Origin of the sequence: Mitsuokella jalaludinii DSM 13811 (genome assembly GCF_000702905.1) — a bacterium.
Taxonomy (GTDB): domain Bacteria; phylum Bacillota; class Negativicutes; order Selenomonadales; family Selenomonadaceae; genus Mitsuokella; species Mitsuokella jalaludinii.
On sequence record NZ_JNKR01000015.1, the window covers coordinates 17,332 to 30,334 of the forward strand.

Genomic DNA, 13,003 nt, shown 5'->3' on the forward strand with positions numbered 1-13,003 from the left:
GACAGCCACCTCAGCGCAGCTGACGGTTGAGGAAGTCGCGCCCGAATACCGTCAGCGTGTAGTAGAGCCCGATGAGGAACGGGATGTACTCTGCAATCAGGCGCCAGCAGACCGCGATGATGCCGACTGTGCCCGCAGGCACTGTGTCGCTGAACAGCAGCACGAAGCCGCCCTCAGCGATGCCCGAACCGCCCGGCGTCGGCGTGAAGTAGAGCAGCATGTTCAGGAAGATCATGCGTCCCATGACGCTGTACCAGTCAGCATCCGTGACGCCGAGGCCCAGGAGCAGGCACGGCACGATGGCGTAGATGCAGAGCAGGTTGAGCCCCGACTCCGCAAAGACGAGCAGCATGGCCTTCGGCGAGGCCGCGAGCAGCGCGATGGCGCTCTTCGTATCGCGGTAGAAGGCGATAATCTTGCAGCGCCGCTCCTTCTTCGTGTGGCGGGCGATGCGGACGACGAGGTAATCGAGATAGCCGCGCCTTGCGCCCACGACGATGGCGATGATGACGACGAAGGCCGTCAGCGTGATGGCCATGAGCGTGTCGTTCGAGATGCCCGGCACGATGCCCGCATCGTGCATGAAGATGAACGGCATGCAGAGGACGAGGAACAGGATGGAGAGCAGCGTGCGCACGATGACGAGCACGGCTGCCTTGCCTGTCGGCACGCCGGCATGGCGCAGGAACATCAGCTGCGCCACCGCGCCGCCCGTCGCCCCCGGCGTCAGGAGCGCGAGGAAGTAATTGCCGAAGATGACCTGCACGGCCTGATACAGCGTGATCTTCTCGTCCGATATCTTGACGAGATGCATGAGTCGGCTGCCGTCGAAGAAGAGCCCGAGTGACACGGCAAAGATAGCCAGCGCAATCGACCACGTCTTGAACTGAGTCAGGTTTTTAAGCGTGTTGATGTCCACCGTCGTGTAGATGACGGTCCCGGAAATCACGAGCACCAGGACGATCAATATCAGGAATCGCTTGTAAAACTTATTCATGAAAACTCCAATCCAGCTGTCGTGCCGCCTTCTCTTCAGACGACCGTTTCTTCATGAGCCGCAAACGCATTGTGGTTGTGGATGGACTCGTAATTCTCACATTCAATCGAGAACCAGGCGATGCCCGGCAGGCTGCGCAGGGCGAGCACCGTGTCGCGCAGGATGTCCTCGACGAACTTGGGATTCTCGTAGGCAGCTTCCGTCACGTACTTCTCATCCTCGCGCTTCAGGAGCGGATAGATGGGCGAAGAGCCCTGCTTCTCGATGAGCGCGGCGAGGTCTTCGATGAAGATGCACTCCGTACCCTCCTGGAAGCGCACGGCCGTGCGGCAGACGGAGCGCTGGTTGTGCGCGCCGTACTTTGAGATCTCCTTGCTGCACGGGCAGAGCGAGGTGAAGGGAACGTCGACGCCGAGCGTGAACGCCATCTTATCCCCGCGTGCCTTCGTGCCACGGAAGAAGCAGTCGAGGTCCAGGACGGACTTGCGGCCGCTGACGGGCGCCTCCTTGTCGATGAAGTACTTGAAGGAGAGCTCGACTTCAGCTGACTGCGCGTCGAGGCGCTCGAGCGCCTCTTCGAGCATGGCCTCCATTTCCGGCTCTGCCAGCGGCTTCTTGCTCCACGGCATGAGAATCTCGAGGAAGCGGCTCATGTGCGTACCCTTGTACTCCATCGGTAGCGCGACCGTGAAGAGGATGCGCGCAAGGACCTGCTGGAAGCCGCCGTCCTTTGTCTTGATCAGGAAAGGCAGCTGCGCATCCTTGATGCCGACGCGCTGGATGGCAATGCCGCGCGCATCTGCCTGGTTCTGTACGTCGCGCATCAGATTTCCCTCGTCTCGTAGTCGATGGGATCTTCGACACCCGCCTCAGCGAAACCGCGCAGGCGCAGCTTGCAGCTGTCGCAGATGCCGCAGGCCTTCTCGCCGCCCTTGTAGCAGCTGTGCGTGAACTGGAATGGCGCGCCGAGCTTTGTGCCGAGCAAGACGATGTCCTTCTTCGAGAGGTCCTGCAGCGGCGTCTCAATCGTGATCTTCCTGCCCTCGACGGCCGTTGCTGTCGTCGCGTAGTTGGCGAGCGCCTGGAACTTCTGGATGAACTCCGGGCGGCAGTCCGGGTAGCCCGAGTAGTCGACGGAGTTGACGCCAATGTAGACGTGCGTCGCACCGAGCACCTCCGCGTAGCCCATCGCGTACGAGAGGAAGATCAGGTTGCGCGCCGGCACGTACGTCGGCGGCACCGAGTGGCGATTGACATCGCCTTCCGGCACCTCGATCTTCTCGTCTGTCAGCGCGGAACCGCCGATGGCCTCCATGTTCGTCTCGATGATCAGATGCTTCTTGACACCGTAGTACGCGGCAATCTTCTTGGCGCCCTCAAGCTCGATGCTGTGGCGCTGGTGGTAGTTGAAGCTGATCGGGTATACGTCATACCCCTTGCTCTTGGCCACGGCCATGCACGTGCAGCTGTCGAGGCCGCCCGAAAGTAAAACGACTGCTTTTTCCATGATGATTACTCCCTATCGTCTAGAACGGCTGTCAGCCGCGGATCTTCTTGATGGCTTCTGCGACATCCTCTGCACCGTAGATGGCCGAACCGGCCACGAGCACATTGGCGCCGGCCTGGCGGACGAGCAGGCTCGTCTCCTCATTGATGCCGCCATCTACCTCGATGTCACACTCAAAGCCCATGTCCTGGATCGTGTGACGCAGCATGTGGATCTTGTCGAGCTGCGACTCGATGAACTTCTGGCCGCCGAAGCCCGGGTTGACCGTCATGATGAGGACCATGTCGAGATCCTGCAGGAGCTCCTCAATCATCGCGAGGCTCGTGCCCGGATTCAACGCGATGCCCGCCTTGCACCCGGCAGCCTTGATCTGCTGCACGATGCGGTGGCTGTGCTTAGCCGCCTCGACGTGGAAGGTGATGATGTCGGCACCGGCCTCAGCAAAGGCCTCGATCTGCGTCTCGGGATGCTCGACCATCAGGTGCACGTCAAAGACGGCATCCGATGATTTGCGCAGGCTCTTGACGACAGGCGAGCCCAGCGTGATGTTCGGCACGTATGTGCCGTCCATGACATCGATGTGGATGTAATCCGCGCCAGCATCCTGGACGCGCTTGACCTCATCGGCCAGGTGGGCAAAGTCGGCGGAAAGGATGGACGGTGCAATCTTGATCATTTGTATTCCTTCTTTCTGGCAAGCATCTGTGCTTCCTTGACTTCTTGGAGTATCTGTTCGTAGGCATCGTAGCGCTCTCGCGCGATACGCCCTTCTTCGACGGCCGCCTTGACGGCACAGCCCGGCTCGTGCGTGTGGCTGCAGGGCGAGAAGCGGCAGGTGCCCTCGTAGTTGCGGAATTCCGGGAAATAATGCGGCAGGTCCGTGACTGAAAGCTCGGTCATCTCCATGGCGCTGAAGCCCGGCGTATCGACGATGTAGCCGCCTTCGTAGGGAAGGAGCTCCGCGACGCGCGTCGTGTGGCGGCCGCGCTTGATCTTCTCGCTGACATGGCCTGTCGCGAGCGTCAGCGACGGATCGATCTCGTTGAGCAGCGAGGACTTGCCGACACCGGATGGCCCGGCAAAGACGGAGACTTCGCCGCTGAGGCGGCTACGCAGCGCTTCGATTCCCCGCCCCTCATGGGCAGAGACGCGCACGACGGGATAGCCGATTGCCTCGTAATCGTGCAGGAAATCCTGCCAGGGGCCTTCATGGAGGTCCATCTTGTTGACGCAGATGACGATCTTCGGGATGCCCGACCACTCCGCGAGCACGAGGAAGCGGTTCAGGAGCAGCGGATGGAGATCGGGCTCTGCCGCCGCAAACGTCAGGACGACCTGCGTGAGATTGGCCACCGCCGGGCGGCGCAGCAGGTTCTCGCGCGGCAGCTGCTGCTCGATGACGCCCGTGCCGTCGGGCAGCTGGTCAATGACGACGCGGTCGCCCGGCACGACGCCGGCGCTCTGACGCCGCTTCTTGAACCTGCCGCGGAGCTTGCAGCTCACGAGCCCCGCCTCTGTCATGACATAGAAAAAACTGTTGTAGGCCTTGATGACGCGACCTTCTAGCATAAAGCCTCCTACTCTCTGTACACAGGCAAAGGCGGCTTGTCACCGCTCTTTGCCATTCTCATTCTGTTTGGAGGGCACTTTCGCCTCACTGTTGCTGTTCTTCTCCGGGTCTTTCTTGTCCGGTTTCTGGACCTGCTGCTTGACTGGCTCTGCGATGACGAGGCTGATGCTCGAGCCCTCTTCTACCTCACCGCTTGCCGGCGACTGGCTGATGACCGTGCCCGTTGCCTGGCGGCTCTCCTGCTTCGAGACGCTGCCGACTCTGAGGCCGTGGCTCTGCAGAGCGGCCTTCGCTGCGTCGAGCGAGACACCCGTCACATCCGGCACGCTGACCTTGTGGCTCTGCTTGCCCTTGCTGACTGTAATGTCAACCGTCTGGCCGCGGCTGATCTTCGTGCCGGCCTTCGGGTCCTGCTTGATGACGGTGCCCGCTTCTTCATTCGAGTACTTCTCGTAAACGGAGCCGAGCTTCAGGCCCATCTTCTTGAGCTGTGCCTCTGCATCTGACTTTGAGAGGCCCGTGAGGTCCGGCATCTCGATCTCTTCGCCGCCCTTGCTGACGTAGATTGTGACGAGGCGCTGCTCCTTGACCTTGGAGCCAGCCGTCGGATTCTGCGAGACGACCTGTCCGGCTGGCACGTCAGCGTTGTACGTCTCCGCTACGTTGACGCGCAGCTTCTTGTCCTCGAGGATCTGGCGCGCGAGTGTCATCTGCTTGCCCGTGACATCTGGGACCGTGACTTCTGCCGTGCTCCAGAACTTGCCGTAGCTCATGAAGGCGCCGATGAAGAAGCCGGCTAAGAGGACGACGAGCAGTCCTGCTATGAATTTCTTCGACTTGAAGATGGACTTCTCCTGCTCGGGTTCATCCTGTTCGTACACCTCATTCTGCGGCGCACGGCGCGGCGGGATGGACTGCTGCACAGGCTGGACGCGCGGCAAGACCTGCGTTGCGTCGGGGTCCTGCGCCATCATGGCAGGAGTCTGCGGAGTCCCTGCCATGAGCATGCGCTCCGCCTGGCTGATGTCCTGCACGAGCTCTGCGCTCGTCGGGCGCATGGCCGGGTCCTTGCTCATCGCCTTCGAGACGATGGCCTCGACGACTGGCGGGATGGCGGGGTCGATCTGGCGCACTGGCACAGGCTCTTCCTGCAGGTGCTTGACGGCAATGCTGACGGGGTTTTCCCCGGTGAACGGCAGCTTGCCGGTCAGCATCTCGTAGAGCACGACGCCTAGAGAGTAGACATCCGACTTCGGCGTGATCATCGTGCCCTTGGCCTGCTCGGGCGAGAAGTAATGCACCGAGCCGATGACATTGCCGCTGTACGTCATCGTGGACTCGGTGACGGCGCGCGCGATGCCGAAGTCAGCTACCTTGGCGTGGCCGTCGGCCATCATGAGGATGTTGTGCGGCTTGATGTCGCAGTGCACGAGGTTATTGGCATGCGCGTGGGCGAGTGCCTCTGCGATCTCTCGTGCGACCCGCAGGGACTCGCTGACGGAAAGATGGCCTTCCTGGCGGATGCGATCCTTGAGGGTACGGCCCGGCACGTATTCCATGACGATGTAATGGTCGCCATCGGCCACGCCGACATCGTAGATATTGACGATATTCGGATGCGAAAGACGTGCTGCCGCCTGGGCTTCACGCTGGAATTTATCGATGAATTCCTTGTCCTGCTTGAATGCCTCATGCAGGATCTTGACGGCCACAGGCCGGTTGAGCAGGCGATCCTTTGCCCTGTAGACATCGGCCATGCCGCCTCCGCCGATCAGCTCCTCGAGTTCATAGCGCTGATCTAAGATACGCTGTACCATATCCGTTCCCCCTACTATACCAGGAATAAAGTTACATCAGACTCTCTATCATTTGTTTCGCGATTGGTGCGGCCTCGATACCGCCTCCACCGCCGTTCTCTACGATGATGGCGAAGACGATCTTGCGCTCCGGCAGCTCGGCTGAACCGATGAACCAGGCGTGATCCTTGCCCGCTGGATTCTCGGCCGTGCCGGTCTTGCCCGTCACGCGGACGCCCTGCACCCTAGCCGCCGTGCCCGTGCCCTTCGTCACGACATCTTCCATATAGCTGTCGATGAGAGCCGCCATCTCCGGCGTCGTGGCCGTCAGCCAGCGCGAGGGCTGTGCCTTGTAGACGACTGTGCCGCCCGGCGTGATGACGTCCTGCACGAGGTACGGCTTCATGATCTTGCCGCCATTGGCGAAGGCGTCAGCGAGCAATGCCATGTGCATCGGCGTGACGAGCAGGGCGCTCTGGCCGATGGCCGTCTGCGCCTGATCGCCCTTGGAGAGCGTGCCGAAGTCGGGGAAATGCGACTTCGTCATGAGGATCTCGTCGCCGATCTCGCGGTCAAAACCGAAGCGCGAGAAGGCTTTCTTGAGCTTCTCGTCACCCATGCGCATGCCGAGCGTGCCGAAGGTGACGTTGCACGACTCCGTGACGGCCTGTCTGAGGTCAACGCGGCCGTGGACTTCGCCATGGCTCTCGCGTATCGTGTGGCCGCCGCCGACGTCGAGCACGCCGTCGCAGTCAAAGACCTCCGACGTGTTCGTCACGCCGTCCGTCAGCGCCGCATCGGCAATCATCACCTTGATGGTCGAGCCCGGCGGGTAGAGCCCCTGGACGGCGCGGTTGAGAAGCGGGCTGTCCTCCTGCCCCGAGAGCGCCTTCCAGTTCGACTCGATGTCATTCGGGTCATACGAGGGCGAGCTCACCATCGCAAGCACGGCTCCCGTCCGCGCGTCGAGCGCGACGACGGCGCCGCGACGCTTGCCGAGAGCTGCGGCGGCTGCCTTCTGGGCGGCCGGCTCGATGGTCAGCTTGACGTCATTGCCGCGCTCCGACTGCAGGAGCTGCGAGAGCGGGCCGAGGCGGCTCATATCGGCCGTCAGGCCGAGCAACGCCTGGTTGGCGTGCCCCTCGATGCCGGCGCTGCCGATGTTCTCGCCGTTGTAGCCCGTGACGGCAGCCATGGTCGTGCCGAACGGGTAGACGCGGCTGCCGTCCTGGCGCGTCTCGGCCAGGATCTGGCCGTCGGCCGCGAGGATGGAGCCGCGCTGGATGTCGGCCCGAGCCGCCGCACGCCTCATGTTGAGCGGGTTCTTGGCGAGGTCGTCCGCCTCCCAAGTCGACAGGTAGATGATATAGACAGCCAGCAGTCCGAACAGGACCATCGCAAAAGATGCCGCCCTGAGGACCTGCCGCTTGATTTTCCAATCAGACATTTTTCCTCTCCTTTGACAGAGACAGGAGCATGCCGAGCAAGATGAAGCCCGACACCATCGAGCTGCCGCCGTAGCTGATGAACGGCAGCGTGATGCCCGTCAGCGGCAGGAATTTCGTCACGCCGGCAATGATGATGAAGGCCTGCATGAGGAGCAGCGCACTGCATCCGGCCGCGAGCAGCAGCTCTTTCTCCTGCGGGCACGAGAGCGCGATGCAGATGCCGCGCCAGAAGGCCATGACATAACAGGCCATGAGCATCAGCGAGGCGATGAGGCCCATCTCCTCCGCGATAGCGGCGAAGATGAAGTCCGTGTGTACCTCGGGGATGAAGCCCGGGTGGCCGTAGCCGAAGCCCGTGCCCCAGACACCGCCCGTACCGAAGGCGAAGAGCGACTGGACGACCTGATAGGCCATGCCGTTGGGGTCCTGCCAGGGGTTGAGCCAGATGTCGAAGCGCACGCGCACGTGGGCAAAGCCCATGTAGCAGATGGTCGCGGCAAGGCCCATGAAGAGCAACGCCAAGAAGACATAGGACTTGCTCCCCGTCGCCATGTACGTCATGAGCACGGCAATGCCGAAGAAGAGCAGTGCCGAGCCGAGGTCCTTCTCCACGACGAACATCAGCACCGCGATGCTCCAGATGCAGATGAGCGGCGCGATGAAGCGCAGCGGCGGCAACTGCAGGAAGAGCAGGCGGCGCTTCGGCAGGGATAGGACCTTGCGGTGATCCGAGAGGTACGCCGCGAGGAACAGGACGATGAGGATCTTGCCGAATTCCGACGGCTGCACCGAAAACGGCCCGAGCACGAGCCAGTTGCGGCTGCCGCCGATCTCTGTGCCGAAGAGAATGGGCAGGAAGAGCACGACGACGCAGCAGATCCCCGTGATGTACGGGTAGTCGACGAGCCTGACGATGCGGCTCCAGAAGCGGATGACGAGGAACATCAGGACCATCGCGATGAGCAGCCAGCGCAACTGCGGTATGAGCAGCGCGGGCTTTAGGCGGGCGATCTCGACGACGCCGACACTCGCGAGCAGCATGACGAGCGGAAAGAGGCACGTGTCCATGTGCCGGCGCACGAGGACGCCCTGCAGGATGACGGCCGCGACGATGACGGCTGCGAGCCACGGCAGGTACGCGATGCCCAGGAGGTCCTGCGTGTGGACGACGCCCGGCTGCGGGTGCGCCTTGAGGTAGAGCACAGCGAGCCCAGAAATCAGGATGCCGAACGGCGGTAAGAGAAGACTCCAGTTCTTCATACGCCGTACACCACCACGACTGCCGTGACATTGTCGCGCCCGCCCGAGCGCAGTGCCGCCTCGATGAGGGCCCTGGCCGGGTCCTGCTGCCCCTGCTGCAGGATGGATGCGATCTCTTCCTCTCGGACCATGTTCATGAGGCCGTCTGTCGCCAGGAGTAGGATATCCCCCGTCCGGACGTCAAAGCGGCCGCTGTCCACCTCGAGCGCTTCCGCGACGCCGACGGCGCGCGTCAGCATGTTCTTCTGCGGATGGATGCGCGCCTCTGCCTCCGTGAGCTCGCCGTGCTCGACGAGGTCCTCGACATACGAATGGTCGCGCGTGACCTGATGCAGCACACCGTCGCGCAGGAGGTAGAGGCGGCTGTCCCCGACATGGGCCCAGAAGGCCAGCCCCTGCTCCGTGTGCAGCAGCGTCGCCGTCGTCCCCATGCCCTGGCAGTCAGGATTCTCTGCCACCGTGGCGAGGATCTCGCGGTTGGCGCGGTGGATGGCGCGGCAGAGCGCCTGCTCCTCAATCGATCCGCAGTCAGCGAGATCGTCCCGCACTGCCTTGACGAGAATGTGGCTCGCGACTTCTCCAGCCGCATGGCCGCCCATGCCGTCTGCCACGACGTAGACCTCCGGGTCGAATACCGCAGCGCTGTCCTCATTGATCGGCCGCACACAGCCGACATCGGTCGCTTCATAAACCTTACTCAAAATTCTCACCTCTCGAACCGAAGGGTGACGAGCCCGATGCGGATCTTGTCACCAGGGCGAAGGTACGCCCTGCCCTCCAGGATTTGACCGTTCACATACGTATGGTTGATACTGCCGAGATCTTCGATGACGTACTGATTGCCATGGCGATAGATCTGCGCATGATGATGCGAGACATAGCCCTCGGGTATCACGATGTGGTTGTCGCGGCCGCGCCCCACCATGAGCTGTTCGCCGAACGCAAAGCGCTTACCCGCGAGTTCCGGCTCCGGCGCCTCCAGCACAGAAACGACGGCCTCCTGCGGTTTCGTCTCCGGCCTGCGTATGGCCGCTGACTGCTTGCGCACCGCCCCGAAGAGGCGCCTTGAGAGCGTCACCGTGAACCACAGGAGCCAAAGGAGCATGCCATATTCGAGCACCACGCGGATGCCTTTGAGAAAAACGGCTGTCACCGCCAATTATATCACCTCATATCGCAGGACCGTCATGCCGATCCGTATCTTGTCCCCATGCTGCAGACGGCAGGAATCGATGCGCCGCCCGTTGACGAACGTGCCATTCGTGCTCTGTGCATCGTAGAGCTCGTGGCGATGGTGCTCGTACGAGATCCAGGCGTGGAGCCGCGAGGCATTCGTGTCCGTCAGGATGAACTCGTTCTTGTCACGCCGGCCGATGTAGACCTGCTTCTCCCCGATCTCGAGGTAGGCATCGAGGTCGGGACCCTCGACGACAGTCAGCGAAGCCATCGCGTGGAAGGCCGGCAGGTTGAGCGGTACGCGGCCGTCAAGCGACGGCCGCTTCTGGAGGACGAGCGTGTTGGCCGAGATGTCCTCCACCTCGTCGGAGCGCCCGCAGCGCAGCTTGTAGACACCGCGACTCAGCTTGCCGCTCTGCTCCATGCGCACGGTGATGACACCGTCCGCCGCGCAGTCCTGCAGGATGATCTGGCGCGCTACCATCGTCCTGAGGTCCTCGATGACGCGCCGCGCACAGAGGCGGTGGTAGTCCTCCGGATTCAGCGAGAAGATGAATGCCGTGTCGATATCCTGCCGCCTCTTGCCAGAGGACTGGCGCTTGACCTCACGCTCAAGGCCGTTCATGAGCTCGACAGCCTCAAGGCTGCTGCTGAACTTCTTGTTGAAGAAGCCCTCGATATGATTTGCCAGATACGATTCCCATGTCCCTAGACCCATGGTTTTCGCCTCCGTTTCTTTCGCTATGACCACTATCCGTACATTATAGCAGATATCGGATGAAAAAGCTGTGAATTTATTGGGAAATGGTCACTCTTCCAGGTGCTTATTGCGGAGCTGGCCGCAGGCTGCCTGGATGTCCGTCCCCATCTCGCGCCGCACCGTGACCGTCAGATGATGCGCCGTGAGGTAGTGCTCGAACCAGTCGATGCGTGCGGCAGACGGGCGCAGCAGATGACGCTCAGCCACAGGATTGATGGGGATGAGATTGACGCTGGCCAGCTGGCCGCGCAGCAGTGAGACGAGTTCTCTTGCCTGCGCCTCCCCGTCATTGACGTGATCGATGAGGATGTACTCGTACGTCACGCGGCGCTTCGTCGTCTCCGCGTAGTGGCGCGCCGCGCGCACGACATCAGCGAGCGGGTACTTGCGATTGATTGGCATGAGCTCGCTGCGGAGTTCCTGGTTCGGCGCGTGCAGCGAGACAGAGAGCGAGATGGGGATTCCCTCATCTGCGAGCTTGTACATCTGCGGCACGATGCCGGAAGTCGAGATCGTGATGCTGCGGTAGCTCAGGCCGAGGACGTATTCCTCATGCAGCAGTCGGATGAAGCCGAGCACGTTCTCGTAGTTCATCAGAGGCTCGCCCGAGCCCATGATGACGACGGTGTCGACCTTCTCCCCGCGCCCTTCCCCGCGCAGCATGTCGTTTATCGCGATGGCCTGCGAGAGGATCTCGCCCTTCGTCAGGTTGCGCGCCATGCCGTGCAGCGTCGATGCGCAGAAAGCACAGCCCATGTTGCAGCCGGCCTGCGTCGAGACGCAGATGCTATTGCCGTAGGGCTGGCGCATGAGCACTGTCTCTACGGCCGTGCCGTCAGCAAATTCCAGCAGGAACTTCGTCGTGTGGCCGTCGGCCGAATCGAGGCGGTCCTTGAGGCGCGGGCGGCCAATCGCCAGTGAAGATGACAGCTCCTCGCGCAGCTTCTTCGAGAGGTTCGTCATATCACCGAAGCTCGTGGCACCGCGCTGGTACATCCACTCCGCGATCTGCTTGGCGCGGTACTTCGGCAGCGAGAACGGCTGCAGCGCTGCCTGGAGTTCCTGGCAGGTCAACCCAAAAATATCGTTCAACGTCTTATCCTTTCTTGTCTGTCTTGCTTGTCTTTTTCATGCGGCAGATGAAGAAGCCATCCGTGCCGTCGACATGCGGCAGCAGCTGAACCATCTTCGACTCCGCATGCTTCGTCGGCAGCGGCAGGTAATGGCCCGTCGTCTCCAAGGCGAACTCCGGATGCGCTTCGAGGAAGCGGCTGACGACGCCCTGATTCTCGGCGAGCTCGATCGTGCAGGTGCTATAGACGAGCACCCCGCCCGGCTTGACGGCCATCGCTGCGCTCTCGAGAATGGAAAGCTGCAGGTCAGGCAAGGCCGCGATCTCGTCTGCCGTCTTGCGCCAGCGGGCATCCTGCTTGCGGCGCAGCACGCCGAGACCGGAACACGGCGCGTCGACGAGGACGCGGTCGGCCATCGCCTCATACTGCTCGCCGATCTCTCGCGCGTCAATCTCCTCCGTCTCGATGATCTGGATGCCGAGGCGCGCGGCATTCTCCTCGATGCGTTGGAGCTTGTGGTCATAGATGTCACCGGCGAGGATGCGGCCCTTGTCGTGCATGAGCGCCGCCATGTGCGTCGTCTTGCCGCCTGGCGCCGCACAGCAGTCGATGATGAACTCTCCAGGCTGCGGCCCTACGACATGTGCGACGAGCATCGAGCTCTCATCCTGCACCTGGCAGCGCCCCTGCTGCAGCGGTGCGAGCGCATCGAGTGCGCCGTGACGGCGCACGAGGATGCCCTCGGGAGCCCAGAGCGAAGGCTCGACTTCCGCGCCTGCCTGCCTGAGCTCTTCGAGCAGCGCATCGCGTTCCGTGCGCAGCGTATTCGTGCGCACGGAGAGGAGAGGCTGCTCATTGTCAAAGCGGCAGAGTCTCTCCGCCGCCTCAAAGCCGAACGTCTTGACCCAGCGGCGCACGAGCCACTCCGGATGCTGGCTGGAGAGGGCGAGGTTTTCCGTCGCATGGCCCTTCCCGCTCGGGAATGCGGCCTTCTCCGGCTCGCGCACTGCCGTGCGCAGCACGGCATTGACAAAGCCCGCGAGCCCTTTCATGCCCATGCCCTTGGCCAGCTCTACAGCCGTGTTGCAGGCTGCCGAAACCGGCACCTTGTCGAGGTAGAAGAGCTGGTAGAGACCGAGCCGCAGGATCTCGCGGACGAGCGGCTGGATCTTGCGCACGGGTCGGTTGACGTAGCGGCGCAGGATCCAGTCGAGCGTGCCGCCGGCCTTGACCGTGCCGTAGACGAGCTCCGTGACAAAGCGACGGTCCTGCTCGCCAAGCTCTGCCTGGCGCAGTGCCTTGGCAAGCGCCACATTGGCATAGGCGCCATTCTCATGTACTTCGTATAGGATGCGGACTGCCGTCTCGCGCGCTTTATCCATAGATCCACCTCATTTGTCTTGACTCTTGACTACG

13 protein-coding genes are annotated in these 13,003 nt (G+C 62.1%); all 13 read right to left on the minus strand.

Features of this window, described 5'->3' with window-relative positions:
• Positions 1 to 10: 10 nt before the first annotated feature.
• Positions 11 to 997, minus strand: coding sequence for a lysylphosphatidylglycerol synthase transmembrane domain-containing protein (locus T518_RS08060; RefSeq protein ID WP_036378004.1), 987 nt, complete (start codon positions 995 to 997; stop codon positions 11 to 13).
• A gap of 35 nt (positions 998 to 1,032) precedes the next feature.
• Positions 1,033 to 1,821 carry a GTP cyclohydrolase FolE2 gene (gene folE2 / locus T518_RS08065; protein ID WP_036378007.1) on the minus strand — a complete coding sequence of 263 codons (789 nt, stop codon included), beginning with the start codon at positions 1,819 to 1,821 and terminating at the stop codon, positions 1,033 to 1,035.
• Positions 1,821 to 2,504, minus strand: coding sequence for a 7-cyano-7-deazaguanine synthase QueC (gene queC, locus T518_RS08070; RefSeq protein WP_036378010.1), 684 nt, complete (start codon positions 2,502 to 2,504; stop codon positions 1,821 to 1,823). Before queC ends, folE2 begins: the two co-directional genes overlap by 1 nt.
• Before the next feature lie 31 nt (positions 2,505 to 2,535).
• A complete protein-coding gene (rpe, locus tag T518_RS08075; RefSeq protein ID WP_036378015.1) occupies positions 2,536 to 3,180 on the minus strand; it encodes a ribulose-phosphate 3-epimerase in 645 nt (214 codons plus the stop codon).
• Positions 3,177 to 4,073 (minus strand): ribosome small subunit-dependent GTPase A, encoded by an 897-nt coding sequence (gene rsgA / locus T518_RS08080; protein WP_036378020.1) that lies wholly within the window; start codon positions 4,071 to 4,073, stop codon positions 3,177 to 3,179. Before rsgA ends, rpe begins: the two co-directional genes overlap by 4 nt.
• 39 nt (positions 4,074 to 4,112) lie before the next feature.
• Complete coding sequence (gene pknB / locus T518_RS08085) at positions 4,113 to 5,891, minus strand: Stk1 family PASTA domain-containing Ser/Thr kinase (RefSeq protein WP_036378024.1); 1,779 nt, start codon at positions 5,889 to 5,891, stop codon at positions 4,113 to 4,115.
• Positions 5,892 to 5,922: 31 nt separating this feature from the next.
• A complete protein-coding gene (locus T518_RS08090) occupies positions 5,923 to 7,317 on the minus strand; it encodes a peptidoglycan D,D-transpeptidase FtsI family protein (RefSeq protein ID WP_036378028.1) in 1,395 nt (464 codons plus the stop codon).
• The gene (locus T518_RS08095) at positions 7,310 to 8,578 is read right to left on the minus strand and encodes an FtsW/RodA/SpoVE family cell cycle protein (RefSeq protein ID WP_036378031.1); all 1,269 of its coding nucleotides are present in this window, start codon (positions 8,576 to 8,578) and stop codon (positions 7,310 to 7,312) included. Before T518_RS08095 ends, T518_RS08090 begins: the two co-directional genes overlap by 8 nt.
• The gene (locus T518_RS08100) at positions 8,575 to 9,279 is read right to left on the minus strand and encodes a Stp1/IreP family PP2C-type Ser/Thr phosphatase (protein ID WP_036378035.1); all 705 of its coding nucleotides are present in this window, start codon (positions 9,277 to 9,279) and stop codon (positions 8,575 to 8,577) included. Before T518_RS08100 ends, T518_RS08095 begins: the two co-directional genes overlap by 4 nt.
• A 5-nt stretch (positions 9,280 to 9,284) precedes the next feature.
• Positions 9,285 to 9,683, minus strand: coding sequence for an FHA domain-containing protein (locus tag T518_RS08105; protein WP_051652260.1), 399 nt, complete (start codon positions 9,681 to 9,683; stop codon positions 9,285 to 9,287).
• Positions 9,684 to 9,737: 54 nt separating this feature from the next.
• Positions 9,738 to 10,472 (minus strand): FhaA domain-containing protein, encoded by a 735-nt coding sequence (locus T518_RS08110; protein WP_036378038.1) that lies wholly within the window; start codon positions 10,470 to 10,472, stop codon positions 9,738 to 9,740.
• A 90-nt stretch (positions 10,473 to 10,562) separates the two neighbouring features.
• Positions 10,563 to 11,606 carry a dual-specificity RNA methyltransferase RlmN gene (gene rlmN, locus T518_RS08115; protein WP_036378041.1) on the minus strand — a complete coding sequence of 348 codons (1,044 nt, stop codon included), beginning with the start codon at positions 11,604 to 11,606 and terminating at the stop codon, positions 10,563 to 10,565.
• 4 nt (positions 11,607 to 11,610) lie between these two features.
• Positions 11,611 to 12,969 carry a 16S rRNA (cytosine(967)-C(5))-methyltransferase RsmB gene (gene rsmB / locus T518_RS08120; RefSeq protein WP_036378045.1) on the minus strand — a complete coding sequence of 453 codons (1,359 nt, stop codon included), beginning with the start codon at positions 12,967 to 12,969 and terminating at the stop codon, positions 11,611 to 11,613.
• Between the last annotated feature and the right edge of the window lie 34 nt (positions 12,970 to 13,003).

Excerpts from the sequence above, each read along its gene's own strand:
- T518_RS08060 (WP_036378004.1), bottom strand. The coding sequence starts at position 997 with ATGAATAAGTTTTACAAGCGATTCCTGATATTGATCGTCCTGGTGCTC.
- T518_RS08095 (WP_036378031.1), bottom strand. The coding sequence starts at position 8,578 with ATGAAGAACTGGAGTCTTCTCTTACCGCCGTTCGGCATCCTGATTTCT.
- folE2 (WP_036378007.1), bottom strand. The coding sequence starts at position 1,821 with ATGCGCGACGTACAGAACCAGGCAGATGCGCGCGGCATTGCCATCCAG.
- pknB (WP_036378024.1), bottom strand. The coding sequence starts at position 5,891 with ATGGTACAGCGTATCTTAGATCAGCGCTATGAACTCGAGGAGCTGATC.
- rpe (WP_036378015.1), bottom strand. The coding sequence starts at position 3,180 with ATGATCAAGATTGCACCGTCCATCCTTTCCGCCGACTTTGCCCACCTG.
- T518_RS08090 (WP_036378028.1), bottom strand. The coding sequence starts at position 7,317 with ATGTCTGATTGGAAAATCAAGCGGCAGGTCCTCAGGGCGGCATCTTTT.
- rsgA (WP_036378020.1), bottom strand. The coding sequence starts at position 4,073 with ATGCTAGAAGGTCGCGTCATCAAGGCCTACAACAGTTTTTTCTATGTC.
- rsmB (WP_036378045.1), bottom strand. The coding sequence starts at position 12,969 with ATGGATAAAGCGCGCGAGACGGCAGTCCGCATCCTATACGAAGTACAT.
- T518_RS08105 (WP_051652260.1), bottom strand. The coding sequence starts at position 9,683 with ATGCTCCTTTGGCTCCTGTGGTTCACGGTGACGCTCTCAAGGCGCCTC.
- T518_RS08110 (WP_036378038.1), bottom strand. The coding sequence starts at position 10,472 with ATGGGTCTAGGGACATGGGAATCGTATCTGGCAAATCATATCGAGGGC.
- queC (WP_036378010.1), bottom strand. The coding sequence starts at position 2,504 with ATGGAAAAAGCAGTCGTTTTACTTTCGGGCGGCCTCGACAGCTGCACG.